The organism is Bradyrhizobium sp. P3_C3 (genome assembly GCF_056402655.1).
This window is the reverse complement of the sequence record NZ_JBFUGY010000027.1, coordinates 58,844-83,865: the sequence shown is the minus strand read 5'-3', so window position 1 is coordinate 83,865 and position 25,022 is coordinate 58,844. Positions and strand designations below refer to the sequence as shown.

General features: G+C 63.7%; 24 protein-coding genes. 10 read left to right on the top strand and 14 right to left on the bottom strand.

Going from position 1 to position 25,022, the window contains the following annotated elements:
- Positions 1–30: 30 nt before the first annotated feature.
- Positions 31–552 carry a hypothetical protein gene (locus AC1DW2_RS27335; RefSeq protein WP_477007548.1) on the bottom strand — a complete coding sequence of 174 codons (522 nt, stop codon included), beginning with the start codon at positions 550–552 and terminating at the stop codon, positions 31–33.
- Between the two features lie 693 nt (positions 553–1,245).
- On the opposite strand from AC1DW2_RS27335, the gene AC1DW2_RS27330 reads away from it, so the two are divergent.
- On the top strand, positions 1,246–1,545 hold the full coding sequence (locus AC1DW2_RS27330; protein WP_477007547.1) for a hypothetical protein: 300 nt from the start codon (positions 1,246–1,248) through the stop codon (positions 1,543–1,545).
- A gap of 66 nt (positions 1,546–1,611) precedes the next feature.
- On the opposite strand, the gene AC1DW2_RS27325 is transcribed toward AC1DW2_RS27330, so the two are convergent.
- From AC1DW2_RS27325 to AC1DW2_RS27315, 3 genes are read right to left on the bottom strand one after another with little or no spacing between them, the layout of a single operon-like run.
- On the bottom strand, positions 1,612–2,457 hold the full coding sequence (locus AC1DW2_RS27325; protein ID WP_477007546.1) for an SDR family NAD(P)-dependent oxidoreductase: 846 nt from the start codon (positions 2,455–2,457) through the stop codon (positions 1,612–1,614).
- 9 nt (positions 2,458–2,466) lie between these two features.
- A complete protein-coding gene (locus tag AC1DW2_RS27320; RefSeq protein ID WP_477007545.1) occupies positions 2,467–3,018 on the bottom strand; it encodes a carboxymuconolactone decarboxylase family protein in 552 nt (183 codons plus the stop codon).
- On the bottom strand, positions 2,996–3,694 hold the full coding sequence (locus AC1DW2_RS27315; protein WP_085403270.1) for a TetR/AcrR family transcriptional regulator: 699 nt from the start codon (positions 3,692–3,694) through the stop codon (positions 2,996–2,998). Before AC1DW2_RS27315 ends, AC1DW2_RS27320 begins: the two co-directional genes overlap by 23 nt.
- Positions 3,695–3,861: 167 nt before the next feature.
- Between AC1DW2_RS27315 and AC1DW2_RS27310 the strand changes: the two genes are divergently transcribed.
- From AC1DW2_RS27310 to AC1DW2_RS27290, 5 genes are all read left to right on the top strand, one after another.
- Positions 3,862–5,073, top strand: coding sequence for an ABC transporter substrate-binding protein (locus AC1DW2_RS27310; RefSeq protein WP_477007544.1), 1,212 nt, complete (start codon positions 3,862–3,864; stop codon positions 5,071–5,073).
- A 4-nt stretch (positions 5,074–5,077) separates the two neighbouring features.
- Positions 5,078–5,971 (top strand): MBL fold metallo-hydrolase, encoded by an 894-nt coding sequence (locus AC1DW2_RS27305; RefSeq protein WP_477007543.1) that lies wholly within the window; start codon positions 5,078–5,080, stop codon positions 5,969–5,971.
- Between the two features lie 11 nt (positions 5,972–5,982).
- The gene (locus tag AC1DW2_RS27300) at positions 5,983–6,951 is read left to right on the top strand and encodes a Bug family tripartite tricarboxylate transporter substrate binding protein (RefSeq protein ID WP_477007542.1); all 969 of its coding nucleotides are present in this window, start codon (positions 5,983–5,985) and stop codon (positions 6,949–6,951) included.
- Positions 6,952–6,982: 31 nt separating this feature from the next.
- Positions 6,983–7,522: a VOC family protein gene (locus tag AC1DW2_RS27295; RefSeq protein WP_477007541.1), complete on the top strand. Its 540-nt coding sequence runs from the start codon at positions 6,983–6,985 to the stop codon at positions 7,520–7,522.
- A gap of 100 nt (positions 7,523–7,622) precedes the next feature.
- Complete coding sequence (locus AC1DW2_RS27290; protein ID WP_354181002.1) at positions 7,623–8,432, top strand: class I SAM-dependent methyltransferase; 810 nt, start codon at positions 7,623–7,625, stop codon at positions 8,430–8,432.
- A 15-nt stretch (positions 8,433–8,447) separates the two neighbouring features.
- On the opposite strand, the gene AC1DW2_RS27285 is transcribed toward AC1DW2_RS27290, so the two are convergent.
- The gene (locus tag AC1DW2_RS27285) at positions 8,448–11,288 is read right to left on the bottom strand and encodes an ATP-binding protein (RefSeq protein ID WP_477007540.1); all 2,841 of its coding nucleotides are present in this window, start codon (positions 11,286–11,288) and stop codon (positions 8,448–8,450) included.
- Between the two features lie 548 nt (positions 11,289–11,836).
- Here AC1DW2_RS27285 and AC1DW2_RS27280 point away from each other — a divergent pair.
- The 4 genes from AC1DW2_RS27280 (at position 11,837) to AC1DW2_RS27265 (ending at position 14,974) form a co-directional block, all read left to right on the top strand.
- Positions 11,837–12,364: a hypothetical protein gene (locus tag AC1DW2_RS27280; protein ID WP_354181006.1), complete on the top strand. Its 528-nt coding sequence runs from the start codon at positions 11,837–11,839 to the stop codon at positions 12,362–12,364.
- Between the two features lie 34 nt (positions 12,365–12,398).
- A complete protein-coding gene (locus AC1DW2_RS27275) occupies positions 12,399–13,046 on the top strand; it encodes a cysteine hydrolase family protein (RefSeq protein WP_354181008.1) in 648 nt (215 codons plus the stop codon).
- Positions 13,047–13,151: 105 nt separating this feature from the next.
- The gene (locus tag AC1DW2_RS27270) at positions 13,152–14,129 is read left to right on the top strand and encodes an ABC transporter substrate-binding protein (RefSeq protein ID WP_354181010.1); all 978 of its coding nucleotides are present in this window, start codon (positions 13,152–13,154) and stop codon (positions 14,127–14,129) included.
- A gap of 23 nt (positions 14,130–14,152) precedes the next feature.
- Complete coding sequence (locus AC1DW2_RS27265) at positions 14,153–14,974, top strand: enoyl-CoA hydratase/isomerase family protein (RefSeq protein WP_354181012.1); 822 nt, start codon at positions 14,153–14,155, stop codon at positions 14,972–14,974.
- A 27-nt stretch (positions 14,975–15,001) separates the two neighbouring features.
- Here the strand turns inward: AC1DW2_RS27265 and AC1DW2_RS27260 are convergent, their stop codons facing one another.
- The 9 genes from AC1DW2_RS27260 to AC1DW2_RS27220 form a co-directional block, all read right to left on the bottom strand.
- On the bottom strand, positions 15,002–16,564 hold the full coding sequence (locus tag AC1DW2_RS27260; RefSeq protein WP_477007539.1) for a L,D-transpeptidase family protein: 1,563 nt from the start codon (positions 16,562–16,564) through the stop codon (positions 15,002–15,004).
- Between the two features lie 220 nt (positions 16,565–16,784).
- Complete coding sequence (locus AC1DW2_RS27255; RefSeq protein WP_071916378.1) at positions 16,785–17,003, bottom strand: hypothetical protein; 219 nt, start codon at positions 17,001–17,003, stop codon at positions 16,785–16,787.
- 100 nt (positions 17,004–17,103) lie between these two features.
- Positions 17,104–18,297: a CaiB/BaiF CoA transferase family protein gene (locus AC1DW2_RS27250; protein ID WP_477007538.1), complete on the bottom strand. Its 1,194-nt coding sequence runs from the start codon at positions 18,295–18,297 to the stop codon at positions 17,104–17,106.
- An 88-nt stretch (positions 18,298–18,385) separates the two neighbouring features.
- A complete protein-coding gene (locus tag AC1DW2_RS27245) occupies positions 18,386–19,600 on the bottom strand; it encodes an ABC transporter substrate-binding protein (protein ID WP_477007537.1) in 1,215 nt (404 codons plus the stop codon).
- 235 nt (positions 19,601–19,835) lie between these two features.
- Entirely contained in the window at positions 19,836–20,531 is a 696-nt protein-coding gene (locus AC1DW2_RS27240) for an ABC transporter ATP-binding protein (protein ID WP_063985355.1), read from the bottom strand.
- Positions 20,531–21,283: an ABC transporter ATP-binding protein gene (locus tag AC1DW2_RS27235; RefSeq protein WP_028149572.1), complete on the bottom strand. Its 753-nt coding sequence runs from the start codon at positions 21,281–21,283 to the stop codon at positions 20,531–20,533. The genes AC1DW2_RS27240 and AC1DW2_RS27235 overlap by 1 nt, the downstream gene beginning before the upstream one ends.
- Positions 21,280–22,560 carry a branched-chain amino acid ABC transporter permease gene (locus AC1DW2_RS27230; RefSeq protein WP_477007536.1) on the bottom strand — a complete coding sequence of 427 codons (1,281 nt, stop codon included), beginning with the start codon at positions 22,558–22,560 and terminating at the stop codon, positions 21,280–21,282. Before AC1DW2_RS27230 ends, AC1DW2_RS27235 begins: the two co-directional genes overlap by 4 nt.
- On the bottom strand, positions 22,557–23,504 hold the full coding sequence (locus AC1DW2_RS27225) for a branched-chain amino acid ABC transporter permease (RefSeq protein ID WP_477007535.1): 948 nt from the start codon (positions 23,502–23,504) through the stop codon (positions 22,557–22,559). Before AC1DW2_RS27225 ends, AC1DW2_RS27230 begins: the two co-directional genes overlap by 4 nt.
- 119 nt (positions 23,505–23,623) lie before the next feature.
- Complete coding sequence (locus AC1DW2_RS27220; RefSeq protein ID WP_477007534.1) at positions 23,624–24,856, bottom strand: branched-chain amino acid ABC transporter substrate-binding protein; 1,233 nt, start codon at positions 24,854–24,856, stop codon at positions 23,624–23,626.
- Positions 24,857–25,022 lie beyond the last annotated feature (166 nt).

Genomic DNA, 25,022 nt, shown 5'->3' with positions numbered 1-25,022 from the left:
GGCCGGCGTTTCACCAGCGATGAACTGCCGTCACGCCTTGGCGTCGAGGTTCAGCCTGGTGCTCAGCTCGTTGACGAGCGAATCCACGAACTGGTTCTGATAGGCCGAGATGCCGTTGAAATAGACCGGGCCGCCGGACTGCACCAGCAGGCCGCCGCCGGATACTTCGGCATCCTTGGCGCCGCTCTCGGATTGGGTATCGAGCTTGCCCATGGCGTCGTCGAGCTGCGCGGCGGTCTTATCGTCCATTTTGCCATTGGCCTGAAGCGTGGCGAGCAAGGCCTGGTAGGCACTGCCGAGATCGGCTCCCGTCCCTGTCTCGGTCGTAGCGGAGAAGCTGCCGTTGGTCTTGCCGCTGTAGCTCTTGTAGGTCAGCGTCTCCGTGGTGGTGCCGTCGCTGTTGGTTCGATTGTCGAGCAACAGCTCGAACGCGTTGCCATAGGCGCCCGTCGTCAGCATGTTCGGATCGTTCGGATTCTTGTTCTTGCTCGCGCCTGTCTTGTCGGAGCCTGCGGTCCAGTTCGGCGGAACGGTGTAGCTGACGTTGGTCACGGCGCGAATTCCTGTGATCATTGCGCGGAAACATTCAGCAATTTTTGTGCCAGCGAAAGCGCAGTTGATTCCTGTCGGCTTTCCTTGTCGTCGCGCGCGGACTTCGCACAACGCTGCAAAAATTGCCCGGCAGTTTCATCCCGTCGCGCGATTGTGCGGCGCTCGCGCCTGAGTTCGTAACCCGGATGAAGCGCAACGCAATGCCGGGGCAACTCGCGCGATGAGGCTGTACTCCCGGATGACGGAAGCTGGCCTCGGCCAGCTGAGCGGCCGCTTCCCCTTGCCCCCGCCGGCGGCAATTTAGGTCAGAAATCTACCCCTTTTGGGTACCTTGCACGAAGCTTGAAGCGCCGCATAATACAGACACTTATCCAAAGGTAACCCGCTCGCGCTTCGGCCAGGCAATTGCGTAACGCGCTCCTCTCAGTGGGAGAATTGCAATGCCCGTGTTGGACTTGCCGTACTGGTTGATCATTGCAGGCTCCGCGTTGGTATTGGGCGGGCTCATTGGCTTAGGGGTCAGCCGCAACAGGCGGGTTGAGAGCGATCCCATTCTGCTCCCGGGCGATTTGACGGCATGGAAAGACGAGGGATCAGAGACCTCGGACCTTGCGGCTATCCGGGATTCGCACAGGTAGGCACTGGCGGCTTGCGCCCGTGGCCCATTCTGCGGAGCAAACTCTGGAGAGAGACATGACCCTGCACTTTACGCGCGTCGAGACTCCGGTGCATGAACTTGAAATCTGGATGGCGTGCAGCAGCGGATTTTCGTTTGTGATCAGTAACGAAAGCCGCACCGGTCCTGGCCTTCACGGAAAGCCGGGCCTGGTTGCCTCATGGCGCCCCGTTGAAGAAAACAAGTCCGCAATCAAGCTTGGCGGCTCCCCCTTCAGTACCTTCGCCGAAGCAGAGAAGGCCTGCGAGGCCCTCCTGGAGGCACTTGAGCAGATGAGCGAATCGCAGGTTCCGAAGATTGCGGCCCCGCCGCAATGAAATGAAAAGAGACCTCGGCTTCGCCGGGGCATCGAATTCCGTGCCGCCGGATTTTGTGCTGGCGCTTTACATCCCGCTCAGGCCGCTATCGACCGCGAGCGTCTGTGCGGTGACATAGACGCTTTCGTCCGACAGGAAGAACAACACGGCGTAGGCAATTTCCCATGCGGTCGCCTGGCGGCCGAAGGGGACGTGGCCCTTGCCGCGGTTGGGGCGGCCGGCGCCGGCTTCGCGGCCGTTGGGGGTGTCGACGAGGCCGGGATAGACGAGGTTGGCGCGGATGCCGCGGCGCGAGCCGAGATGGGCGATGTTGCGCATGAGGCCGCCGAGCGCGGCTTTTGAAGAATCATACGCCGCCATCTGCGAGCCGGCTTTCAGCGCGGCGATCGAGGAGATGAAGACGATGGCGCCGCCATTGTCGAATTTCGGCATCGCTGCGCGGCAACAGAGCATGGGACCGCGAACGTTGACGTCGTAGATCCTGTTCCACTCCTCGGGGCTGACGGCATCGAGCCCCGTCTTGCCGAAAGTGCCGATGTTCAGCACCATGCCGTCAAGGCCGCCCATCGCGCGATGCGCCTCCTCGATCATGCGCTGGACGTCAGGCTCCGACGTGACGTCGGCAGTGATGGCAAAACCCTCGCCGCCTTCGTCGGTGATGTGCTTGACGGTCTGCTGGGCAGAGGTGTGGTTAAGGTCGGCTACCGCGACCTTCGCGCCCTCGCGTGCGCATAAAATGCTCATGGCGCGGCCGTTGCCGATCGGATCGGTGACGGCGTCGAACACGCGCTGGCCGCCGCCGACGATCAAGATGCGGCGCCCCTTCAGGCGTCCCCTGCCCGGCGCTTCGCCCAATGACTCTGCGCTCGGCGGACGGACGTAACGTTCCGGCTTAATCTCGGTTTCCGTCATCTCAGCCGCCTACTTCTTGCCGCCGTCATAGACTTTCATGCCGGCCGCGGGATCGAGATCGGTCTCKGTCGCCTCGGTCAGGCGCGCCATCATCATATAGAAGCCGAGCGCGACGATGGCTTCGACGATCTCCTGATCGCTGAAGTGTTTTCGCGCGGCAGCGAAGGTCGCCTCGGGCACGCGAACATTCTCGACCACCTCGCGGCCGAACTTCAGCAACGCGCGCTCAGCATCGCTTAAGCCGGCGGCATCGTAGTCAGCCCGCTCCACCGCATCGATCTGTCCTTGCGTGCAGCCGACGCCGATCGCGATCGGCACGTGCTGGCGCCATTCATAGGCGCCGCCCTCGAGCTGGGCGGCCTGCAAGATCAAAAGCTCGCGGTTGACGGCTGAGAGCTTCTGCTTGTGCAGGATCGAATTGCCGAGCCGCATCGCCGGGATCATGTTGGCCTCGGCATGGGCCATCATGCGGAAGATGTTGAGCTTGACCGGCATGCGGTCGAACGAGGCGCGGATATCGCCGCTCGTCGTCTCCGGATCAATCAGGGGCAGCCTTGCCACGCGTTTCTCCCTTGGGTTTTCGTTTCTTGTTGTCTTCGCCATTGCCTGCCGCGATCAGCGACAGGAAAAAGGCGAGATAGCGGTCGATCGCCTCGATCACCTTCGGCCGCGGCGAAGGTGCTGCGCCCATCACGTAATGCTCGAGGCGGATGTAGATCAGGCCGGCCGCGAACAGCCGCGCGGTTTCGCGCGGATCGGGTGTCGAGACCAGGCCGGCGAGCGCAAAACCGCGAAAGTAATCCGTCATCATGCTCTGCTCGCGCGCGTAAAAATGGTCGGCGAATTTGGCGCGGATGCCGGGCACGCGGTTACGCTCGGCGGTGATTACTTTCTGGAATTGGTGCTCGCGCGGGTCGGACCATTGCTCGACGAGATCAAGCGCGAACTGACGGCAGAACGCGGCCGGCTGGCGCGCCAGCTGCTTGTAGCGCGGCTCTTCCAAACGGCTCGCCGAACTGGCGGGGCCGTGCTCGGCCACGATCGCTTCGAGGATCGCGGCCTTGCCGGAGAAATGATTGTAGAGACTGCTTTCGCGAATGCCGACACGACGCGCGAGCTCGCGCATCGAGGCGCCGCCATAGCCGCTCTGCGCGAACAGATTGAGCGCTTCGGAGAGGATGCGCTCGCGGGTCGTGGGCGCAGCCGCTTCCGCCGCGCTGGAGGTGTGAACAGCCATGTGGCTTGACTAACGAACGATCGTTCGCTAGTCAACCGTACGAACGATCGTTCGTTTCGCCAGTCTGGCGGCAACGGTCGCGGCCCGCAAGTCCGCTTCGGGCGCTGTTCTCGCGTTTCAACTCCGCTCCAATGAGAGGCGGAGAGCAATTTTGGGGAGACGACCTCATGGCGCGCTTTGCCCGCCTTCGCCTTCGTGCGGCCTGCATCCTGTTGCCGCTGCTCGCAGCCAGTGCCGTTCAGGCCCAAAGCGCGAAATACGATCCCGGCGCCGACGACAAGACCATCAAGATCGGCACCACCGCGCCGCTGAGCGGGCCAGTGTCCGCCTTCGCGCAGATCGCGAAATCGGCGGAGGCCTATTTCCGCAAGGTGAACGACGACGGCGGCGTCAACGGCCGGCGCATCCAGATGATCATCGCCGATGATGCCTACAGCCCGCCGAAGACGGTGGAGCAGACCCGGCGGCTGGTCGAGAGCGAGGAGGTGCTGCTGATCTTCGGCGGCGTCGGCACGCCGACCAACAGCGCCGTGCACAAATATCTCAACGACCGCAAGGTGCCGCAGCTCTTCCTGGGCTCTGGCGCCGCGAAATGGGACGATCCCAAGAACTTTCCGTCGACCGTTGGCTGGCAGCCGACCTATCGCGACGAGGCGATCGCCTACGCGAAGTACATCAAGGCGAGCCATGCCAACGCGAAGATCGGCGTGCTCTACCAGAACGACGATCTCGGCAAGGATTATCTGAAGGCGTTGGAGGAAGGGCTCGGCAGCGGCGAGGCCATTGTCGCGCGCGCGGCTTACGAGACCTCGGCGCCGACGGTCGATACGCAAATCCTGCAGCTCAAGACCGCAGGCGCAGAAATCGTGCTGGTGGCGGCAACGCCAAAATTCGCGGCGCAGGCGATCCGCAAGATCGGCGAGATCGGGTGGAAGCCTGTCACCATCATCTCCAATGTCTCGGCCTCGATCAGCGGCGTGCTGGAGCCGGCCGGCAAGGACAATTCCACCGGCGTGATCTCCAGCCAGTACCTGAAGGACGCCACCGATCCCGCATCGAAGGACGATGCCGGCTACAAGGAATGGCTGGCGTTCATGGACAAGTATTTGCCGGATGCCAACAAGAACGACTGGCTCAACGTCTACGGCTACACTATCGCGCAGACGCTGGTGACGGTGCTGAAGGCGTCCGGAAACGACCTCACCCGCGCCAATGTGCTGAAGCAGGCCACGACGCTCAAGGACGTAAAGCTGCCGATGCTGATCAACGGCACCGCGGTGAACAATTCGCCCGAGCACTACACGCCGATGACGAGCCTCCAGCTCATCCGCTTCGACGGCACGCGCTGGGTGCCGTTCGGCGATCTCCTGAAGAACTGAGCCCATGCGGCAGGTCAGGATCGGCAGCATGCGGATCGATCTCGTCAGCGAGATCCCTTCGCTTGCCTTCGAGAAGACCTGGCTGTTCGCCAACGTCACCGACGCGGTGATCGCGGAGAACCGGAGCTGGCTCGATCACCGCTATATCGAGCCGGAGACCGGCCGCTTCATCCTCAGCCACCACTCCTATCTCGTGCGCACGCCGCCCTGGACCGCCATCGTCGACACCTGCTGCGGCAATCACAAGCCGCGGCCGCACGTGCCGGTGTGGAACAACCTCAACCAGCCTTATCTCGCAAACATGCAGGCGCTCGGCGTCGCCCCTGAAGAGGTCGACTTCGTGATGTGCACGCATCTGCATGTCGACCACGTCGGCTGGAACACGCGCCTCGTGGACGGCCGCTGGGTGCCGACCTTCCCCAATGCGCGCTATCTGATGGGGCGCGCCGAATATCGACACTTCGAAGCCGCGCACAATGCGGCGCCGAAGAACCCCGTGAACCACGGCTCGTTCGAGGATTCCGTGCTGCCGGTGGTCGCGGCGGGCCTCGCCGAGTTCGTCGAGACCGATCATCGCCTGTTCGCCGATCGCGACGCAGGCTTACGCTTCGCGCCGGCACCGGGCCATACCGCCGGCAACATGCAGATCCACCTCAATGGCGGCCACGATCACGCGGTGATGTCCGGCGACGTCATCCACCATCCCATCCAGTGCGCGGCGCCGTGGCTGTCGAACGCCGCCGACGTCGATCCGGCCGCCGCGGTCGCAACACGGATGGCGCTGCTGGAAGAACTTGCGGACACGCCGAGCTATCTGCTCACCGGCCATTTTCCGGCGCCGACTGCGGGTCGCGTGATCCGGCACGGCGAGGCCTACAGATTTCGTTTCGAGGATTAGGGGAAACCATCATGAAGCTGCGCACCGTCACGCTGTCATTGCTCGCATGGCTGTCGGCGGCGCTGCCGGCACGCGCCGAGGATCCTGCCGCCTACCCCACCCACAAGATCAAAATGCTTCTGCCCTACGCGGCCGGCGGCGGCGGCGACGTGATCGGCCGCTTGCGCGCCGACAAGATGGGCAAGACGCTAGGACAGGGCGTCTATATCGAGAACCACACGGGTGCTGCCGGCACGCTCGGCACGCAGATGGTCGCGGCGTCGCCGAACGACGGCTACACCATCACCGTCGGCGGCATGACCACGCATGTGCTGGCGCCGGCGATCTATCCAAAATTGCCCTACGATTCGATCAAGGATTTTACGACGATCGGGCGTATCGGGACGTCCTCGATCATGCTGGTGGCGATTAGGGATTTTCCCGCCAATGACATCAAGAGCCTGATCGCGCTTTCCAAGAAGGGCGAGCCGATCCAGTACGGAAGCTGGGGCGTCGGCTCGACCGGACAATTCTGTGCGGAAATCCTGATGCAGCAGACCGGCATCAAGATGGATCACGTGCCGTTCAACGGCATCGCAAAATTGGCTGGCGACCTGCTCGGCGGCCACATCTCGCTCGCGACGCTCGACATGGCGACCGCGACGCCGCTGGTGAAGGACGGCTCTATCAAGGCGCTGGCCGCCTGCGGCGAGCGCTCGCCGAGCCTGCCTGACGTCGCAACCTACAAGGAACAGGGCGTGCCGTTCGACCGCAGCCTGTCCTGGGCGATGTATGGTCCCGCCGGCCTCGCTCCCCCGATCGCACAGAAATTGTCGGCGGCGTTGAAGGACGCGCTGGGCGATGCCGAGGTGAAGGAGAAGCTTTTGGGGCTCGGCATCACGCCGCAATACGTGCCGGGCGACGAGCAGCGCGACATCAACGCCCGCGACATCGCGGCCTGGAAGCAGGTTGCCAGGGACGCAGGCATCGAGGTCAAGTGACGATCGCAAGCGATCGGAAGGGAGCGCGGGCATGAGCCGCATTTTCGGCGCGGTGCGCCAGAACGGATACGTCGTGCGGGACATCCAGGCCGCGATCAAGCACTGGATCGAGGTGATGGGCGTCGGCCCCTGGTACTACATGGACCGCGTCAAGATCGACTGGTTCCGCCATCGCGGCCAGGACTCCGCGGTCGAGATGAGCATTGCGCTGGCCAATTCCGGCGATCTCCAGATCGAGCTGATCCAGCAGCGCAACGATGCGCCCTCGCTGTACAGGGAATTCCTCGACGCCGGCCACGAGGGCCTCCAGCACATGTCCTACTGGAGCCACGACTATCAGGCGCTCTACGACAAGGCACTCGGGCTCGGCTACAGGATCGGCCATGAAGGCCAGATCGGCGGAGAGAAGGGACGCTTTGCCTATTTCGACACGCAGGCCCATCCAGGAACCATCATCGAAATCTCCGACATCAGCGGCACCAAGGGGCCGTTCTTCGAGAAGGTCCGGCAGGCGGCGATGACCTGGGACGGGACGCGGCCGATCCGCGAAGTCGGCGGAGCGAAACCTTAAAATCCGACCGCCGGATTGCAACCGGAAGAGGCCGCAGATGCGGTACGACCGCGATCCATGGTAGCATGAACCTCGTGTCCGAACCTTCAGCGAGGCAAGCATGTCCAACACTGACAAGGTTTTCGCCGGCTCGATTCCGAAAATCTACGACGAGTATCTCGTCCCGCTGATCTTTGCCCACTACGCCGCCGACATCGCGAAGCGTATCGCGGCTCTTTCCCCGTCGACGATACTGGAAACCGCGGCAGGTACCGGCGCCGTTACGCGGGCCGTGACCGCGGCGCTGCCTCCCGGCATCCGTTACGTCGCAACCGATCTCAACGAGCCGATGCTCGCGATCGCGGCGCAGCGCCAGGGTGAGGACCCGCGCATGACATGGCGTCAGGCGGATGCCACCGCCCTGCCCTTTGACGAAGCCGCATTCGACGCGGTCTGCTGCCAGTTCGGTGTCATGTTCTTTCCCGACCGCGTCAAAGGCTATGCCGAGGCAAAGCGGGTGTTGCGACCGGAAGGCACGTTCGTATTCAACGTCTGGGACCGCATCGAGGAGAACGTGTTCGCTGACGACGCCACCGCCGCGCTCGGAAAAATGTTTCCCGATGATCCGCCCCGTTTCATGGTGCGGACGCCGCATGGCTATCACGACAAGGCCATTATCAGAGCCGATCTGGAACAAGCGGGCTTCCGCCACATCTCGATCCAAACGCTTGCTGCGGTGAGCCGCGCGCCGTCGGCCGAGTATGTCGCGATCGCGCTCTGCCAGGGCACGCCGCTGCGCAGCGAGATCGAGGCACGGGATGCCAGCAAGCTTCAGGCTGCGACCGACCTCGTCGCCGAGGCGCTCCGATCGCGCCATGGGTCCGGAACGGTCGAAGGCAAGATTCAGGCGATCGTGATCGAGGCGCGGTAGTTGGTGCGGGAGCTGCTACGCCAGCGTAGCTAGCAGATTGGCAGCAAGCTTGAGATCTGCTGTTTCAAAGCCCTCGGAGAATCGACCGTATACGTCTCGAAGCAGCCGTTTCGCGCTATCGCGTCGTTTGGTCTCGGCCATGAGCGCCGCCAGATCCGTTGCCGCGCGCAGTTCCCAGGACCGTGCGCCCTGCGCGCGCGCCAGGTCGACTGATTGCTGGAAGCACGCTTCTGCCTCCTCTCGGCTCGCGCCCGGCGTCGCACTGAGCAGCTTGCCCTTCACGCGGAGCAATTCCGGCATCTGGAACAGCTCACCACTCCCGTTCACCCGATCGATYGCCGCATCGACGAGAGGGAGCCCATCCCCGGCTTGCCCGAGCGTGAGCAAGCCCAGCGCAAGCTCCATGTTGAACTCGGTGGTGAGCAGTTCGTGGCGCGCCGCGTGAATCGGCTTGAGGCCGGCCCGCAGATCGTCGACGCCTTGCCTGACATCTCCTCGCCGGATTGTCAGCTCGGCCTTGCGGCAACGCCCGATCGCCATCAGCGGTCCCATGGCGTTTGCCTCAGCCAGCGAATAAGAGCGATCGATGTAGTGCTGGGCGGCGTCAAGATCGCCGCGCCAGAGGAAGACTGTTCCCGCGCCGGCCAGCACCAGAGCCAGCGCAGCCGAATGCCCCATGGCCTCCGAGGCCTTGACCGCCTCTCTCGCGCGATCCGCCGCCTGATCCGGATAGCCGTGCAGCCAGAGCGTTCGCGCCAGCGCGACGATCGACCGGTAGTGCGGATCGTAGCCCAACAAGACGGAGCCCTGCTGAGCGTGCGACAGGACCCCCATCAGGGACTCGAGCTCGCGGCGCGAGCCAGCGAGATCGCCTGAAAACTGCAAGGCCATGCCGAGGGCGGAATGAGCCAGCGTTCTGATCGCAAGATCGCCGGATCTTTCGGCGAGCCCGTGGCACCGCTGGGCGTAGTCGAGCAAGATCCTGAAATGCCCGCTGCGGCCGTGGAAGATGTACTGCATGTTGAGCAGTCCGGCCTCGTACGCCGTATCGCCCCGCGCTTCGGCAATCGCGAGGCTCCTGTTCAGGGTGTCATTGACGGCGTCGCTCTCCCCGTACATCTGCGACGAGGAGACCCCAAGGCCGGCCTGGAGCCGCATCTCATCGGAACTCCCGACGGTGGCCGCGTCGAGCGCGATCAGTGCACGCTGGGACCAGCGGTGACACTCTGCAAGTAGGGACATCGCCAGGAAGACGTCAACGGCCGCCGCGGCGAGTTGAATCCCGAGCCTGATCTCTCCGCGCTCTCCAAAACACCATTCGAGCGCCGCACGCACGTTGTTCATGCTGGCGAAGTGCAACGCTCGTTCCGCTCCGCTCGCGAAGGTCGACCAGTCGCGGCCCCGCTGTTCCAGCCAATTGCGGTAGTAAGTCGCATGCCGGACTGCGAGGTCATGGGCTTCGTCCTCGGCGATCTGAATGTCCCGCGCGTAGGCACGCGTTGTATCCAAGAGACGGTAGCTCATCATGGTTCCGACCGGACGCGTCGCGACCATCGATTTCGCGATAAGACTGTCAATCGCGCCGAGAATATCCCTCTCGCCGACATCGCGTCCGCAGACGGAGATCACGGCATCGAGCGTGAAGTGCCCGACGAAGGCGGCAAGCCGGCGGAGAACTATTCGCTCCAGATCGGAGAGAAGGCCAAAACTCCAGTCTAGCGTCGCATGCAGCGTCCTCTGGCGGGGCGGCGCGCTCCTCGGTCCAAGCCAGGACAGCCCAAGCCTCTGGTCCAGCAGCGAGGCTGTCCCATGCACGCCATAGCTCTCGACACGGCGGGCCGCGAGCTCGATGGCAAGCGCCACGCCGTCAAGCTTGCGGCACATGTTGGCAACGATGGGCGCCTCGTCGTCGCTGAACTGCAGCTGGGCGCCGCTCGCGCGGGCTCGCTCAACGAAAAGTTGGATGGCCGGAAATGCCCTGGCAATTTCTGCCGTCAAGTCAGCACCCTCGGGCGGACAGGCCAAAGTGTCGAGACGGTAGACATTCTCTCCATCGGCCTGAAGCGCTTCGCGGCTCGTCGCGAGAATGTGAACGTTTGGCGCAGTCGCGAACACCGACGATGCGAACGCGGCGACAGGTTCGACCAGATGTTCGCAGGTATCGAGGATCAGCAATATCCGCTTGTCTCGGAGATAGGCGACGATGTTGGGTGTCGCGTCGCTGGATTGCACCGACAATCCGAGAAGGGAGGCAACGACCGTACCGACCAGTGCCGGATCGCTGACCATGCTGAAATCGACAAAGAGCACCGCCCCATCGAAACTCTGCATCAACCGGTGTCCGACGGCGATCGCGAGCGTCGTCTTGCCAACGCCGCCGGCCCCTACGATCGTCACAAAGCGTGTCGCCTTCAGTCGCGCGGGGATTTCCTCGATCTCGACCTCGCGGTCGATCATTGGAAGGCGCACCGGCAGATTGGCTTGTTGAAAGGACGGCGCGGCGGCTGCTTGCGGTTCTTGATCGACCGAGCGGGCAACCTGGGCAACGAAAGTATAACCCCGCCCGGAGGAGGTCACGATGTAGCGGTTGCCTTCGCCGCCCTCACCGAGCGCCCTGCGAAGGTTGGTCATATGAAAACGCAAGGCACCTTCTTCGACGACCAAGCCAGGCCAGACCTGACGCAGAAGCTCGGCTTTGCTGATCAATTCGTTGGGCCGCGATAGCAGTGCGACCAGGAGATCGTAGGCCCGCCCCTTAAGCTCCACGTGCTCGCTGTTCCGGGTCAGCACCCGTTCGGTCAGATTCAGACGGAACGAACCGAACGAAATAATCTCCGTGTTCTGCGCTGTTGGCATCTATCGGCGTATTCTTGCGTCGCGCGCTACAATTGGCTGATCGCGGAATGGCGGTGGAGACCGGCTTTGTACTGATCGTGATATCCGATCTCCGGGGCAAAGAGTAGTGCTGCGGCGCCACGTCCCGACATGGCGGCCCGCCGTTTTGCGCAGCAATGGCGCCCGCATTTTCGTCTTGAGCGACAATGGCTTGTAAGTTCTCCGACATTCTGTGCGGGACCCGTTTGGCCGGGACGGAAGAGCCCGCGGCATCGCCGCTGAGACCGCCGCTCATAACAAAATCTCGCAGCCTCTAACACTCGGCCTGCCGACCGCCGGGAAGGCGCCGCCGGCTCGTTTGGCGCAGGCTGCTCGCGGCTCCGTGAGGGGCTAACGATCCATAACAATCCATAACGAGCAAATTCCGATCGTCCGCACCAATCTAGCTACAGGACGAGCGGCCAATCGACCCGTTCAAAAGATCTGCGAATGCGCCACGCAGGTCAGAACACGGGGCCGTGAAGTCTCGAGCACGTCAACGGCGCGCAACGCAACGAGGAGATTGAGACATGACCAGCAACCAGATCGTCGATTCCAGCTTCACCGCCATCATCAATGCCCCGAAGGACAAGATCAACATTCCCGAGTGGTGCTTCAACCTGTCCGAACGTGAATATCAGGGCTGCTCGCCGGCGCACATCGCCGCCGGCTTCACGACTGCGCCGGACGGCAAGCGGATGTCCATCAACGTCGAGACCATCGGCGGCAGCCTGATGGTACAGCACTACGTCGAGACTCTCGGCGAGAAGGACCATCTGATCCTCGATTCGACCTCCGACGTCTTCACACCCACCGGACGCACGACCATTCACGTCACCTGGGAATTGAGCGTCAAGGAAATGGAACCCGGCAAGTGCGAGTTCACCAACCGCGTCCGGTCGCACGCGACCGACGAGTTCATGGCCTTCATCGGCAAGCAGGGCATCCCGTTCGACCTGTTCCGTGCGCAGCGCCAGCCCGCTTCGATCGCCCACAATCAGAGCGAAACACCGCTGTTCGCCGCCAGCATCGAACGCGCTGCGCTAGCGAACGCCTGACAATCGCGGCTGCATCGTCACAATGGAGAGTTCCATGACACTTTCTTCCTACGACAAGAGCATCACCGCCCTTCTCGTGGTCGATCCCTACAACGATTTCATTTCGGAGGGTGGCAAGATCTGGCCACGGATCAAGGCCGTGGCCGAAGCGAACAATTGCGTTCCGCACATGCAGCAGGTTCTGCATGCCGCGCGCGATGCGAAGCTTCGGGTCTTCTATGCCATGCATCACCGCTACCGCCCCGGCGACTACGAATCCTGGAAGTACGTCGCGCCGGTCCAGCGGAGGGCGTGGAAGGCCAAGAGCTTCGAGTTTGGCACCTGGGGTGGCGAATTCCGCGCCGAGTTCGTGCCTGAGCCCGGCGAAATCGTCGCCGGCGAACATTGGTGCTCCAGCGGCTTCGCCAACACCGACCTGGATCTCCAGCTCAAACGGCACGGCATCCAGCGTCTCATCGTCATCGGGCTGATCGCGCACACCTGCATCGAAGCGACCGTCCGTTTCGCCGCCGAGCTCGGCTACGACGTCACGGTCGTCAAGGACGCCGTCGCCGACTACTCCGACGAGATGATGCATGCCGCACTCGAGATCAACATGCCGAACTACGCCAGCGCCATCGTGACCACGAAGGAGATCGTCGAGGTGTTGGCGTCGGACCCGTCCGCAGTGGTCGCTGCCTAGTCGGGCCCAACCGATACGAAGGATCCGGACGGGCAACCACGCCATGCAGCCTGGCCGGATCCGACGAGGCAAGAGCAGCTCAGAACCAAATCTGGAGGCTCGATCATGAGACGCCGCGATTTTCTTGGAATTTTCGCCGGGTTTGCATTGTGGCCGTCCTTTGCGAAGGAGGAGCACGGCAAGCCTGTCATCGGCTTCATGAGCAGCCGGACGCCGGACGATTCGGCCCGCATCCTCGCCGCCTTTCGCAAGGGGCTCACCGAGGCCGGCTACGTCGAAGGCCAGGACGCGACGATCGCCTACCGCTGGGCCGAAGGCGACTATGAAAGGCTTCCGGCGCTGGCGGCCGAGATCGTCAGGCTCAATCCATCCGTGCTGATCGCGGCCGGTGGTGAGCCGTCCGCGCTCGCGGCCAAGGCCGCATCGGCCGACATCCCGACCGTCTTCTCTGTCGGCGGAGATCCCGTGAAGATCGGTCTCGTCAGAAGCATGAACCGGCCCGGCGGCAACATGACCGGCGTGAGCCTGCTGGCCACGGAGCTGGAGGCCAAGCGGCTCGGAATCCTGCACGAGCTATTGCCTCGCGCAAAAGTGCTCGGCGTTCTCATTGACCGCGAATTTCAGGAGTCCGGAACGCAAATCCTCGAGATCACGCAGGCCGCGGAGGACATCGATCAGCCCGTCGAGATCGTGTACGCGAGCAGCGACGACGATCTCGCGATTGCCTTCGAGCGACTGAAGATCGTGGGCGCCGAAGGCCTGCTCGTTTGCGCGTCCCCGTTCTTCGACACGCGAGGAAAGCACATCGTGGCTTTCGAGGCACAGGGACGCCTTCCGGCGATCCACCAATTCCGCGAATACGCCGTTCAGGGCGCCTTGATGAGCTACGGCGTCTCCCCGCCCGACGGCTACCGGCAAATCGGACTTTATGCCGGCCAGATCCTCAAAGGCACCTCGCCGTCCGACCTGCCTGTCGTCCAACCGACGACGTTCGAGTTCGTCATCAACGCAAAGGCCGCCGGCGCGGCGGGGCTCGATATCCCGGCGAGCCTGCTCGCACGCGCCGACGAGGTGATTCAGTGAAGCCGAAAAACAAGGAGACTCCCATGACCCGACAGATCATCATCGACAGGCCGTACTCCGGCCTATGGATCGCGACCTTCAACAATCCGCCGATCAATCTGATCGACCCCGACACGATCGGCGAGCTCCAGGAGCTGCTCACGGCGCTGGAGAGCGATGCGGACGTCAAGGTCGTGGTGTTTCGAAGTGCGGACCCGGATTTCTTCCTGGCGCATTGGGACGTGCTCGCCGACAAGGCGAAAGTGGCGGCGATGCCGCCCGGCCCGACCGGCATGCATCCCTGGATCGACGTGCTCGTACGACTGGCGCGCGCGCCGGTCGCCTCCATCGCTGAAATCCGCGGCCGTGCACGCGGCGCGGGAAGCGAATTTGTCCTGGCCTGCGACATGCGCTTCGCCAGCATCGAACGGGGCATTCTCGGACAGTTCGAGGTCGGCCTCGGATCGGTCCCCGGCGGAAATCCCATGGCGCGGCTCGCAGGCCTGATGGGGCGCGGGCGCGGCCTCGAGGTGATCCTGGGCGCAGATGATTTTTCGGCCAAGCTCGCCGAGCGTTACGGTTACGTCAACCGCGCGCTGCCCGACGCGGAGATCGAGGCGTTCGTCGAGGCCTTCGCTCGCCGGATGGCCTCATTCGAGAAGCATGCGCTGGTTGGCGCCAAGGCGCTCATGAATGACGTGACACTGCCAGCGGACAGCGTCTTCCCGCCGGCGCTAAAGGCCTTCTTCACCTCGGCTACTCATCCGGCGACGCGGGCGCGGGCCGCGTCTCTGCTGGAACGCGGATTGCAGCGGCGTTCCGACATCGAGTTGCGGCTTGGTGCGGCGGTGGCGGATCTCAGATGAGATCATACGGACGCTGCGTGCCGCGTCCTACCAGAAGCCCCGCTGCATCGGCTGCGCCGGCTGATAATACTGATACTGGCCGCGGCGGCGCGGATTGACGGGCTGCGGGTTCGGCTGCTGCTGGAAGAAGAAGCCGAAGCCGTTGCCGCCATTGCCCCAGCTGTCATCGCTTGCCATTTCCATCGGCGGCGGCGCGGTCGGCTTGCGGGTGATGAAGCCGCCCTGCGGATGATTGCTCAGCACCGCGACGAACTCGGTGCGGTAATTGGTCTCGGCGCTCAGCGGCTCGTCCGAAATCACGATCGACGAACGCGGCAATGCCGTCGGCCCGATGCGATCCCAGACGTCCTGCGGAATGGTGATGCGATCGAGCGCGTCCTTGGCGTCGTCGCCGTTCTCGATCGTGACCACGCTCCAGCGCAGGCCGGTATCGGCCTTCGCCATCGCGGTGAAGATATGCGTGCCGAGCGGCTGGTCGGGATTGCGGATGGTGACGGGCACCTCGATGCTAGTGTCGAACACTTCGCCGCCGCCGTCCGGCGCCGGCTTGTGCGTGTTCCGCCGCACGTAGAGCTTCTGCGTCGCGCGGCTGATGTAAACGGACACCGGCTCAAGCGCGAGCTTGGCGTCGGTCGCAGCTGTCACGGCATCGGCCTTCCTCGTTGCCGCGACCTTTGCGGCCTCCTTGGTGGCGGCAACGGCGTCGCGCTTCGGCTGCGCGGCGGCCTTGGCGGCATCGAGCGCCGACGCAGCGTCGGCGGCCTTGGTCGCAACCTTCTGCTTCAGCTCCTCGGCCTGCGCCCGCGCCTGATCGGTCTTGGCAGCCGTAATCTTCTTGTCGGCGAAGGCGAGCTCGGCGTCGGTCTTGGACTTCTGCTGTTCCAGCTTGCGCAGCGACGCGGGAAGCGACGCGGCCTCCTTCGCGGCCGCGGCCGCAGCCTTCTTGGCCTCGGCGGCAGCCTGGATCGCCTCCTCGGCTTCAGCGGAGAGCTTGTCGGCCCGGTTCGGCACGGCCGCGATGGCCTCGCGCTTCGGCACGAACAGCGAGGGATGAGTGAAATCGATCGGGGCCGCGTCGTTCGGCGAGATGATCACGCGCATGCCGATGTTGGTCTTGTCGAACAGGCCCTCGGCGAAGTTGAAGGGCATGCGCACGCAGCCGTGCGAGGCGGCATAGCCCGGCAGCGGCCCGCCATGCAACGCGATGCCGTTCCAGGTAATGCGCTGCATGTTGGGCATCCAGGCATCGTCATACATGGTCGAGCGGTGGTCCTTGTCCTTCTCGACGATGGCGAAGACGCCGGCCGGCGTCTCGCGCCCGGTGGTGCCGGTGGACACCGGCGCGCGCAGGATCCAGCCGTCGGAATCGTAGAAAGTCACTTGCTGGCTCTTGATCGACACGATCGCCATGATCGGCTCGCCGGCCTCGCGCGGCGCCACTGCCTCGGCCGGCTGGCGGGCCTGCTTGGCCGCCTCGGCGCTTCCGCTCAGCGCCGTCAGGGCAACGGCCGTTGCGAGCGCAACAAGTCCGGGGGGCCGCCAACGCCGCATCGCCGTGGTGGATTGCGCCGTCGTCATCAGGTCTTTCATGCCATTCCCCGGTCCAGTACCAGTCCGCGCCTTACGTCGATCACGTCAGATTGCGATCTTTGAATTAAGAATTCGCAGCCACCTTGCGTTCCGTATCCGGCAATATTCGGACCTATCAGGCGGCAAATCTCTCATATACGAGGGCTTGCGCGGGCGGAAGGTGGGCTGGGGCCGGAGCTGGCCCGGGGCTGGTCACGAATCGCTGCGGCACAATGTCCAGTTAGTGGGTTCGACGCCCGATCAGCCGTGTCATTGCAGCGCCGAACAGGCCGAACAGCGCATACACCATGAGCGGCAGAGCGTGCGCGGCAGCCTGCCCGACCGGTTCGTGCTCCACGATTAGCAGGACCGCGAACACGGTCAGGCTCAGGAGGACGCAGATGAGGGCGGCAGCAAGGCCCAGCCTGCGCAGAACGAAGGCAAAGTCGGTGGTGGTCATGACCGCATCCGGGGCGAAGATGAACAGACCTACGCTAGACCCGCCCGCGCCAGCAGGATGTGACCGTCGTCACAGAGATGCGGTTCCCGAACGCCGCGGCTCAAGACGCGACCCCGACCGCCTTGCTATCCACCGCGGCCTGGATTTCCGCATCACTCAGGCCCGCCTCGCGCAACACCTCGCGCGAATGCTCGCCGAGGCGCGGCGCCATGCGATGGATGCCGGCCGGGCTTTCCGAGAATTTCGTCGCGGGCCGCGCCTGCCGGATTCGGCCTTCGGTCGGATGATCGAGATCCGCAAACAATGCGACGGCGGCGAGATGCGGCTGCTCGCCGATCTCGGTGAGCCGGGCGAAGGCGGTGTGCGGCACGTCCAGCCGCAGCAGCAATTCCTCCCACTCCGCGGTGGTGCGGGTCGGCCCGATCTCGCTCATGCGGTCGTAGACCTTGTCGATGTTCTGGGAACGAAGCACGGGATCGCGCACCCCAAGCTCCTCGATCAGCTCGGGGCGGCCGACAGCCTCGAAGAACGCGCACCAATTGTCTCCGGAGTAAGGCAGCATCGTCAGCCAACCATCCTTGGTCTGCACCGGGCGCCGGTTCTTCATCCGCTTGTAGCCGGTCGGGCCGATCGGCGGATCGAACGCGTGCCCGCCCAGCATCTCGATACTGTTGAAGCCGGCGATGGTTTCCAGCATGGGGACTTCGACCATCTGGCCCTGCCCGCTGCGCTCGCGCCGGAACAAGGCCGCGGACACTGCGCCGACCATCGCCATCGCGCAGATCTTGTCGCCGATCAGGCTCGGAACGAATTCCGGCTCCTCGTCCGATCCGATCGATGACGCAAGGCCTGAAGCCGCCTGGATGATCTCGTCGAATGCGGGGCGCGCCGCCCACGGCCCGTCCTGGCCGAAGCCGGTCGCCGCGGCATAGATCAGCCGCGGATTGAGCTTTGCGCAGGCCTCGTAACCGAAGCCGAGCCGCGCCATCGCCGCKGGTCGCACATTGGTGACGAGCGCATCGACCGTCGGGATCAGTTTTGCCAGCGCCGCCTTGCCGTCCGGATGCTTCAGGTCGAGCGCGAGGCTGCGCTTGTTGCGGTTGACGGCCATGAACTGGCCGCTCATGCCGCGGTTCCGGAACAAGCCGGTGTAGCGCCAGGTATCGCCCGCGGGCGGCTCGACCTTGATGACATCGGCGCCCCAGTCCCCGAGCATCTGCGCGGCGTAGGGGCCGAACAGCACGCTCGTCAGATCGAGAACGCGGATACCGCTGAGGGGACCGGTCGGTGTCATCGTCGTTTCACTGTCGTTGGAGGAAGCAACTGCGGGACAAGACAGGCGGGCGGGCTGGTACCAGCCCGCCCGTCAGATTGCGTCGATCCTATTCGCCGATCACGTCGCCGAACAGCTCCCAGGATTTGCCGTTGAAGCGCGCCATCTGCAACTGCCGGATCGGCGTCACCTGCTCGGCCGAGGTGTTGAGCTTGATGCCCGGCAGCAGCATCGGCAATTCGACATCCTTGAAGGATTGCGTCTGCTTCATCAAATTGGCGCGGGTGAGGTCGTTGCCGGCGCGCTGCAGCACCAGCTCCATGATCTGCGCCATGGTGTAGCCGGTGACGTTGAATACGTCGGCCGGATCGGCGCCCGAATTGTACGTCTTCATCCATTCGCGCCAGGCTTTCATGCCGGAATCATTCTCCCAGCGCGGATCACCGGGATCCTTCTGGAAAGCACCGGTGACGATGCCGACGGAATTGTCGAGCCCGGCCGGCACCAGCACGGAGCCGACGGAGTTGGAAACGGCGGGAAGGATGATCTGCGGCTTCCAGCCGAGCTCGGCGATTTTCTTGATCGCTTGCGCCGCGAATTTCGGCGTGCACTCGTTGAAAACAACGTCAGCGCCGGCGGCCTTGAACTTGACGATCTGGGAGTCGACGGTCGGATCCGATGTCTCGTAGGTGGCCTCGGACACGATCTGGTTGACGTGCTCCCCTAACCCTTCCTTGAAGCCGGCGAGATAGTCGCGCCCGGGATCTTCGTTCGGCGTGATGACGGCGATTTTGGCATTCGGCTTGTTCGCAAGAATCCACTTCGCATAGATGCGGCCTTCCGTCCGGTAGGTCGGCTGCGAACCGGTGGTCCAGGGAAAATGCTGCGGATCGTTCCAGCGGCTGGCGCCGCTCGACGGGAACAGCTGCGGGATCTTCTTGGCGTTGAGGTATTTCTGCGCGGCGATGTTGGGACCGGTGCCGAGCATCGAGAACATCGCCAGCACCTCGTCGCTCTCGGCGAGGCGGCGAACCTGCTCGACCGTCTTCGACGGCGAATAACCGTCGTCCATGCTGAGCAGCTCGACCTTGCGGCCGTTGATGCCGCCCTTGTCGTTGAGCATCTTGAAATAGGCGATCTCGGCGCGGCCAATCGCGGAATAGGCGGAGGCCGGTCCCGAATAGGGCATGGTCTGCCCGAGCTTGATCGACGTGTCGGTCGCGCCGGTGTCGTAGTTTCCGGCCGTAGCGGCCGAAGCGGCGCCCAGCGCCGCAATCAGAGCAACGGCTCCACGGACCAGTTGTTTTCCCGGCATGCTCGGCATCTCCTTCCCAGGCAAGACGCATCGACGCGCGAGCTCACAGGCTGCCGCCGGCGTCCTCCACTTTCTTCTTGGTTATCATCGGCCGCATCGATCGCGATGCCGGCGAGCGCGACGATACCTTGATTATGAAGCGTGAGATGTAGCGAAGAATTCAGATGCGTATGCGCAGCTTGCAGCCGTTCTATTTTACGCGCGCGTCACACGACAATGTGAGCGTCAGACTTCGAGCCATGCGTCAGACTTCAAGCCATTCCTGGCGCACGGCGGCATTGGCCTTGAGCTCGTCCGGCGTCCCCTCGAACACGACGCGGCCGTGGCCCATGATGTAGACGCGCTTCGAGATCCGCATCGCGATCGACAGCTTCTGCTCGACCAGCAGGATTGCGACGCCGGCCTGCGCGATGCGCGCGATGAGATCGCCGACCTGCTGTACGATCAGCGGTGCCAGACCTTCGGTCGGCTCGTCGATCATGATCAGGTCCGGATCGCCCATCAGCGTCCGGCAGGTGGTGAGCATCTGCTTTTCGCCGCCCGACAGCACGCCCGCGGCCGTATCGGCACGCGCGGCGAGATTGGGGAACATCTCGAGCATGTCCTCAAGCCGCCATTTGCCTGGGCGGCGCGTGTCCTTGACCCCGAGCAGGAGGTTTTGGCGAACCGTCAGGCTCGGGAAGATATCGCGATGCTCGGGCACATAGCCGAGGCCGAGGTGCGCGATCTTGTAGCTGGGAAGGCCGGCGATGTCCTTGCCCTTGAAGCGGATCGTGCCTTGCGGCGCGACCTCGCCCATGATCGCCTTGACCGTGGTCGAGCGGCCGACACCGTTGCGGCCGAGCAGGCTCACGACCTCGCCCGCGGCGACGTCAAGGTCGACGCCCTGGAGGATGTGGCTCTTGCCGTAATAGGCGTGGAGATCCCTGACCTCGAGCATCAATGCGCTTCCTCGCCGAGATAGGCTTCCTTGACCTTCGGATCGCGCCGGATCTCTTCCGGCGTGCCCGAGGCGATGATGTGGCCGTAGACCAGCACGGAGATGCGGTCGGCAAGGCCGAATACGACGCTCATGTCGTGCTCGACGATGACCAGGGTCTTGCCCTCGGTCAGTCGCCGGATCAGCGACACCGCGCGGTCGGTTTCGGCGTGGCTCATGCCGGCGGTCGGCTCGTCGAGCATGACGACCGTGGCCCCGCTCGCGATGGTGATGCCGATCTCGAGCTCGCGCTGCTCGGCATAGGTCAGAAGTCCCGCCGGAACATCGCGCCGATGGGTGAGATGGATGTCGTCCAGGATCTGGGCCGTGCGCTCGCGCACTTCCGGCAGGCTGTCGACGTTCTTCCAGAAAGCGTAGCGATGCCCCGTCGCCCACAGCACGGCACAGCGGACGTTCTCCCAGACCGACATGCGGGCGAACACGTTGGTGACCTGGAACGAGCGCGACAGGCCGCGCCGGTTGATCTCGAACGGCCGCAGGCCGGAGATCACATCGCCGTTCAGCTTCACCTCGCCCGAGGTCGGCTTGATGTGGCCGCTGATCAGATTGAACGTCGTGGACTTTCCGGCGCCGTTCGGACCGATGACGGCGTGACGCTCGCCTTTCGCGACGCTGAGGTTGAGGTCGCGGATGATGCCGACATTGCCGAAGCGTTTTTCGACGGCGCGGACTTCGATGGCTGCTGCGCTCATGCCAGATACCCCCGGTCACGGGCGACCGTCGCAGCCCTGTCCCAAGCGTCCGCGATCCTCCGCCAGCTCAGCCGCGCGACGAACGCACCGCCGACGACGAGAACTGCTGCGGAAATCCACGTCACCGGGGATTTCGCATTGAACGGAATGCCAAACAGGTTGATCGGGTCGCCGCCGGAATAGCGCGCGACCGTCTCGATGGTGAGGATGACGCCGCAGGCGAGCGCCAGGGTCGGCACGACAGCGACGAGATAGGACGGGATCACCGTCCACAGCGTTCCGGCGCGAACCAGCGGCCGGTGCATCATCAACAGGCCGGCGATGCCGCCCGGCGCGAACATCACGATGCCGATGAAGATGATGCCGAAATAGAGCTGCCAGACGCTGGTGAGGCCTGTCAGCCCGAGCTGGAGATAGGTCACCAGGATCGCGCCGAGGATCGGCCCGAAGAAATAGGCGATGCCGCCGATGAAGGTGGAGAACAGCACCAGACCGGACTGGATCGCACCGAGCAGCGCGGAGTTCGCGATCTCAAAATTGATCGCGGTCAGGCCGCCGGCGACGCCCGCGAAGAACCCGGCAAAGCAATAGGCGAGATAGCGGACGACGTGAGGATCGTAGCCGATGAACTGGACGCGCTCGGGATTGTCGCGGACGGCGTTGCTGATCCGCCCCAGCGGCGTCCGCGTCAGCGCGTACATCACGATGGCCGACAGCACCAGCCAGAACGCGATCAGATAATAGACCTGAAGCTGCGGCCCGAACGACCAGCCGAACATCTTGGGCAACGCCGTGCGATCCGTGGTGATGCCGGCCTCGCCGCCGAACACCGAGCGCAGGATCAGCGAGGACGACGCCACCAATTCGCCGATCCCGAGCGAGATCATCGCGAACACGGTGCCCGCGCGTTTGGTCATGACCCAGCCGATGATGACAGCGAAGACGAGACCACCGACCCCGCCGAACAGCGGAATGAACGGCAGCGGGATCGGCCAGCCGTGCGACACCACCGCATTCATCATGTGACAGGCCGCGAAGCCGCCGAGGCCGTAATGCACGGCGTGACCGAACGACAGCAGTCCGGTCTGGCCGAGCAGGATGTTGTAGGAGAGCGCGAAAACGATCGCGATGCCGATCAGGCTGAACGACGTCAGCGAGCCGCCGGAGGAGAAGATCAGCGGCAGGACGATCAGCGCGGCGATGCCGATCAGCCAGACGCCGTAGAAGCGCAGGCCGTCGCCGGCGGGCTTCGATGCAGAAATCGGTTTGGCGGTCATGACTCGCGCGTCCCCATCAGGCCCATGGGGCGAACGATCAGAATGAGCACCAGCAGCATATAGGGCACGATCGGCGCGACCTGCGCGATCGTGACGTTCCAGATGTCGGTGAGGACCGACGGTCCCGTCGACGGATCGAGCGGGCCGAACGCACTCGCCAGCGAGCCGTTCAGCGCCACCGCAAAGGTCTGCACCAGGCCGATGACGAGCGAGGCGATGAAAGCGCCGGGCAAGGAGCCGAGGCCACCGAACACGATGACGACGAACAGGATGGGCCCGAGTGCCGCGGCCATGTCCGACTGCGTCACCAGGGCCGGACCGGCAATGACGCCGGCAATGCCGGCGAGCGCGCTGCCGACGCCGAACACCACCATGAACACGCGCCCGACATTGTGGCCGAGATGCCCGACCATGTGCGGATGCGTCAGCGCCGCCTGCACCATCAGGCCGACGCGGGTGCGCTTGAGCACGACCAGCAGCGCCACGAAGATCACGACCGAGACGGCCAGCATGAAGATCTTGTAGGCGGGATAGTTGGTCGAGAAGATCGTGAAGGCCGGGAAGTCGAGCAACGACGGCACGCGGTAGTCGACCGGGCTCTTGCCCCAGATCATCGACACGATTTCTTCGATCGCAAAAGCCAGACCGAAGGTCAGCAGCAATTCCGCGACATGGCCGTGCTTGTGGGTGTTGCGCAGGCCGTAGCGCTCCACCGCCATGCCGATGGCGCCGACCAGCAGCGGCGCCAGCACCAGCGCCGGCCAGAAGCCGATCCACTTGGTGAGCTGGAAGCCGAAGAAGGCGCCGAGCATGTAGAAGCTGGCATGCGCGAAATTGAGCACGCCCATCATGCTGAAGATGACGGTCAGCCCGCTCGACAGCAGGAAGAGCAGCATGCCGAACAGCACGCCGTTCAGGGTCGAAATGACAATGAGTTCAAGCACAGCGCACTCGTCTCTGTCCGGGGCCTGATGGCCCCGGTGAACATCGCCCAATCAAGAATAGTCCGGCCACCGCCTTCCCGCGACCGATCTCTGCCGCGGGAAAACGACGGATGTCGTGATTACGGCCGCGCCATCTTGCAGGTCGTGGGGACCATGGCCTGCGCCGTGTCGACCTTGGAGACGAGGTGCCAGCCCCAGCCGGTGTTTTCCTCGTCGAACGGCTCATTCTCGGTCAGCTTGCCGAAGGAGGAAATGTAGATCGGCTGAAGGAACTGGTGGTCGTCCTTGCGCATGATGCCGGAACCGCCGTCCAGGACCTCGAACTTCAGGTCCTCGAGCGCCGCCGCCACCTTCACCGGATCGATCGAGTTGGCCTTCTCGGCAGCCGCCTTGAACATGCGCATCTCGTTGACCGCACGCGGGTACCAGAGCGACAGATTGACCTTGGCGCGGAACGCCTTCTCGTAATCCATCGCGACCTTGTTGCCGGAATTCGCAAAGCCTTCGGTGATCTGGAAGACCTGATGATCGAGACCGGTCTGCTTGACGGCAGTGGGGCCGCCGGCGCCGCCGGCATAATAGGTGTACCAGTTGACCTTCAGGCCGGCGTCAGCGGCAGCCTTGAGCAGCAGCGCGAAGTCCTGGCCCCAATTGCCGGTGACGACGCTGTCAGCACCGGACGCCTTGATCTTGGCGATATAGGGCGAGAAATCGGTGACCTTCAGCAGCGGATGCAGCTCGTCGCCGACGATCTGGATGTCGGGCCGCTTGGCGCCGAGCATCTTGCGCGCGTCGGAGCGGACGGACTGACCGAACGAATAGTCCTGGTTGATCAGGTACACCTTTTTGATCGAGGCGGTGTCCTTCATGTAGTTGGTGAGCGCCTCCATCTTGATGTCGGAGCTCGCATCCCAGCGGAAATGCCAGTAGCTGCACTTCTCGTTGGTCAGGCTGGGATCGACGGCGGCATAGTTGAAGTACAGCACTTCCTTGCCGGGATTGCGCGTGTTGTTCTTGGTGACGAAATCCGACAGCGCCGCGCCGACGGACGAGCCGTTGCCCTGCGTGATGTAGTGGACCCCGGCGTCGATCGCCTTCTGGGCCTGCACCAGGCTCTCTTGCGGATTGGTCTTGTTGTCGAGCGGCACGATCTCGATCTTGTGGCCGAGAATGCCGCCCTTGGCGTTGAGCTCGTCGGCCAGATACTGGAATGTCTTCAGACCACCCTCGCCGACGCTGGCGCCACCGCCGGAGAGCGGATCGATGTAGCCGATCTTGAGGGTGTCCTCAGCCGACGCGGCATGACCGAGCATCGGGGCGATCACGGCAATGGCCAAAGTGAGCTTGCGCATTTTTTCGTTTCCTCGCTGGCTATCGACTTTAGTCGATGGGCTTTTTGCGCATGTTGCAGCGCAATTGCAGATCCCTAATGAGCAGAACGAACTTTGATTTTCAAGCTCGGCGAGACATGGCTCCGGCCATCGTTATGAAATGTGAAGGCGGCTGCCCGTCTCGCCG

Coding starts and splice junctions, on each gene's coding strand:
- AC1DW2_RS27330 (WP_477007547.1), top strand. CDS start 1,246: ATGACCCTGCACTTTACGCGCGTCGAGACTCCGGTGCATGAACTTGAA.
- AC1DW2_RS27325 (WP_477007546.1), bottom strand. CDS start 2,457: ATGACGGAAACCGAGATTAAGCCGGAACGTTACGTCCGTCCGCCGAGC.
- AC1DW2_RS27315 (WP_085403270.1), bottom strand. CDS start 3,694: ATGGCTGTTCACACCTCCAGCGCGGCGGAAGCGGCTGCGCCCACGACC.
- AC1DW2_RS27310 (WP_477007544.1), top strand. CDS start 3,862: ATGGCGCGCTTTGCCCGCCTTCGCCTTCGTGCGGCCTGCATCCTGTTG.
- AC1DW2_RS27305 (WP_477007543.1), top strand. CDS start 5,078: ATGCGGCAGGTCAGGATCGGCAGCATGCGGATCGATCTCGTCAGCGAG.
- AC1DW2_RS27300 (WP_477007542.1), top strand. CDS start 5,983: ATGAAGCTGCGCACCGTCACGCTGTCATTGCTCGCATGGCTGTCGGCG.
- AC1DW2_RS27295 (WP_477007541.1), top strand. CDS start 6,983: ATGAGCCGCATTTTCGGCGCGGTGCGCCAGAACGGATACGTCGTGCGG.
- AC1DW2_RS27290 (WP_354181002.1), top strand. CDS start 7,623: ATGTCCAACACTGACAAGGTTTTCGCCGGCTCGATTCCGAAAATCTAC.
- AC1DW2_RS27280 (WP_354181006.1), top strand. CDS start 11,837: ATGACCAGCAACCAGATCGTCGATTCCAGCTTCACCGCCATCATCAAT.
- AC1DW2_RS27275 (WP_354181008.1), top strand. CDS start 12,399: ATGACACTTTCTTCCTACGACAAGAGCATCACCGCCCTTCTCGTGGTC.
- AC1DW2_RS27270 (WP_354181010.1), top strand. CDS start 13,152: ATGAGACGCCGCGATTTTCTTGGAATTTTCGCCGGGTTTGCATTGTGG.
- AC1DW2_RS27265 (WP_354181012.1), top strand. CDS start 14,153: ATGACCCGACAGATCATCATCGACAGGCCGTACTCCGGCCTATGGATC.
- AC1DW2_RS27260 (WP_477007539.1), bottom strand. CDS start 16,564: ATGAAAGACCTGATGACGACGGCGCAATCCACCACGGCGATGCGGCGT.
- AC1DW2_RS27255 (WP_071916378.1), bottom strand. CDS start 17,003: ATGACCACCACCGACTTTGCCTTCGTTCTGCGCAGGCTGGGCCTTGCT.
- AC1DW2_RS27245 (WP_477007537.1), bottom strand. CDS start 19,600: ATGCCGAGCATGCCGGGAAAACAACTGGTCCGTGGAGCCGTTGCTCTG.
- AC1DW2_RS27240 (WP_063985355.1), bottom strand. CDS start 20,531: ATGCTCGAGGTCAGGGATCTCCACGCCTATTACGGCAAGAGCCACATC.
- AC1DW2_RS27235 (WP_028149572.1), bottom strand. CDS start 21,283: ATGAGCGCAGCAGCCATCGAAGTCCGCGCCGTCGAAAAACGCTTCGGC.
- AC1DW2_RS27230 (WP_477007536.1), bottom strand. CDS start 22,560: ATGACCGCCAAACCGATTTCTGCATCGAAGCCCGCCGGCGACGGCCTG.
- AC1DW2_RS27220 (WP_477007534.1), bottom strand. CDS start 24,856: ATGCGCAAGCTCACTTTGGCCATTGCCGTGATCGCCCCGATGCTCGGT.